This is a genomic window from Acidovorax sp. KPB24-03 (assembly GCF_057546605.1).
Genome location: NZ_BAAJYR010000455.1, coordinates 1 through 2,623, shown reverse-complemented (window position 1 = coordinate 2,623; position 2,623 = coordinate 1). Strand labels below are relative to the sequence as shown.

Annotated in this window: 2 protein-coding genes; both read left to right on the top strand. The window is 69.1% G+C overall.

The window, feature by feature from the left end; all coding sequences use genetic code 11:
• The first annotated feature begins 88 nt into the window (after nucleotides 1–88).
• Complete coding sequence (gene mreD, locus AC27KI_RS22490) at nucleotides 89–607, top strand: rod shape-determining protein MreD (RefSeq protein WP_487090830.1); 519 nt, start codon at nucleotides 89–91, stop codon at nucleotides 605–607.
• Nucleotides 608–653: 46 nt separating this feature from the next.
• Nucleotides 654–2,594 carry a penicillin-binding protein 2 gene (mrdA, locus tag AC27KI_RS22485; protein WP_284430286.1) on the top strand — a complete coding sequence of 647 codons (1,941 nt, stop codon included), beginning with the start codon at nucleotides 654–656 and terminating at the stop codon, nucleotides 2,592–2,594.
• Nucleotides 2,595–2,623: the final 29 nt, after the last annotated feature.

Sequence of the window (2,623 nt, the reverse complement as noted above, 5' to 3'; positions counted from 1 at the left end):
CGGTGCGCAAGGGGGCGCCGATGATCCGCGCTGCCCTGCGCCCCCGCGGGCCTGCCGTGGCCGCCGCATCCCGCCCCGGGAGGTCCGCATGATCATGCCCCGCGGGCAGCAACTGCTGCTGCCGGTCCGCCCCCTGTTCATCGTCGGCAGCCTGCTGGTGGCGCTGGCGTTCAACATGCTGCCGCTCGGGCGCGTGGTGTGGACGCCCGACCTCGTGATGGTGCTGCTCGTGTTCTGGGGCGTGCACCAGCCCCAGCGCGTGGGGATGGGCGTGGCCTTCGCCATGGGGCTGTGCATGGACGTGTACCAGACCGCGCTGCTCGGCCAGCATGCCCTGGCCTATTGCGCCCTGATGTACGGCGCCCTGTACATGCACCGCCGCCTGCTGTGGTTCAGCGTGCCGTCGCAGGCGCTGCAGGTGTTTCCGCTGTTCATCGCGGCCCATGCGATCGAGCTGCTGATCCGCGTCGTGTCGGGCGGCATCCTGCCCGGCTTCGAAGGCCTGGTGGCGCCGTGCCTGGAGGCCTTGCTGTGGCCGCTCGCCAGTTGGATACTGCTGGCGCCGCAGCGCCGTCCGCCCGACCGCGACGAGAACCGCCCGCTGTGAGCGCGAATCGCCGCCAGCCCCCTGATCTGACCGTTTCTTTGCCGACATGACCGAACTGCGCAACACCGAAGCCGATGCGTCGCGTTTCCGCACCCGCGTGTTCGTGGTGGCGTTGGTCGTGTTGATGGCGCTGTGCCTGGTGGTGGCGCGGCTGGTGTACCTGCAGGTGGTGCGCCACGACGACCTCGCCGAGCAGGCCGAGAGCAACCGCACGGCCGTGGTGCCCATCGTGCCCAACCGCGGCCTCATCCTGGACCGCAACGGCGTGGTGCTGGCCACCAACTATTCGGCCTACACGCTGGAGATCACGCCCTCCAAGGTCGAGTCGCTGGACGACACCATCGATGCCCTGTCCAAGGTGCTGGACATCCACCCGCGCGACCGGCGCCGGTTCAAGCGGCTCATGGACGAGTCGCGCAACTTCGAATCGCTGCCCATCCGCACGCGGCTGTCCGATGAGGAAGTGGCGCGCTTCACCGCGCAGCGCTACCGCTTTCCCGGCGTGGACATCAAGGCCCGGCTGTTTCGCAACTACCCCATGGGCGAGGTGGCCAGCCACGCGATCGGCTACATCGGCCGCATCAACCAGCGCGAGAAGGAGCGCATCGACGACTCCGAAGACGCGGCCAACTACCGCGGCACCGACCACATCGGCAAGCTGGGCGTGGAGCAGGGCTTCGAGAGCACCCTGCACGGCCAGACCGGCGTGGAGCGCATGGAGACCTCCGCCGGCGGCCACGCCGTGCGCCGGCTGGCCAGCCACCCCGCCACGCCCGGCAACACGGTGATGCTGTCCATCGATATCAAGCTGCAGAAGATGATCGAGGACATGTTCGGCGAGCGTCGCGGCGCGCTGGTGGCCATCGACCCGCGCAACGGCGAGGTCGTGGCGCTGGTGAGCAAGCCCACGTTCGATCCGAACCTGTTCGTGGAGGGCATCGACAGCGAGAACTGGCAGGCACTCAACGAGTCGATCGACAAGCCGCTGCTCAATCGCGCGCTGCGCGGAACCTACCCGCCGGGCTCGACCTACAAGCCCTTCATGGCGCTGGGGGCGCTGCAGCTGAACAAGCGCTCGCCCACGCAGGTGTACAACGACCCGGGCTTCTACACCTACGGCGGCCACACCTTCCGCAGCCACGAGGGCGGGCTGGGCGGCGTGGACATGCACCGCGCCATCCAGTTCTCCAGCAACACGTATTTCTATTCGCTGGCCGTGGACATGGGCGTGGACACCATCCACGACTTCATGAAGCCGCTCGGCTTCGGGCAGGCCACGGGCATCGACATCAACGGCGAGGTGCGCGGCGTGCTGCCCAGCACCGAGTGGAAGCGCAACACCTACCGGCGCCCCGAGATGCGCCGCTGGTACTCGGGCGAGACGGTGTCGCTGGGCATCGGGCAGGGGTACAACAACTTCACCATGCTGCAGCTGGCGCTGGCGGAGGCCACGCTGGCCAACGGCGGCACGCGCTATCGGCCCCACCTCATCAAGGCCATCAAGGACACGGTGACGGGCCAGATCACCGAGGTGCAGCAGCCCCCGGGGCAGGACCTGGGCTTTTCGCCGAAGAACGTGGAGATCGTGCGCAATGCGCTCGTCGCGGTGAACAAGGGCGGCACCGGCACGCGCGTGTTCGCGGGCGCGCCCTACACCTCGGCCGGCAAGACCGGCACGGCGCAGGCGGTGAGCCTGGGGCAGAACGTCAAGTACAACGCCAAGGCGCTGGAGGACCACCAGCGCGACCACTCGCTGTTCGCCGCCTTCGCCCCGGCCGAAAACCCGCGCCTGGCGCTGGCTGTGATCGTGGAGAACGCCGGCTTCGGCGCCGCGCATGCCGCGCCCATCGCGCGGCGCGTGTTCGACTACTGGCTGCAGGGCGACTACCCCAACGAGCAGGACATGGCCGCGGTGCGCAAGGGCCAGGCGGCAGCCCCCATCGGCACGCCGCTGCGCGCAGCCGACGTGCCGCTCATCGAGCCCTGACGCCGCCCGGCGCGGTCAGTTCCCGGGCT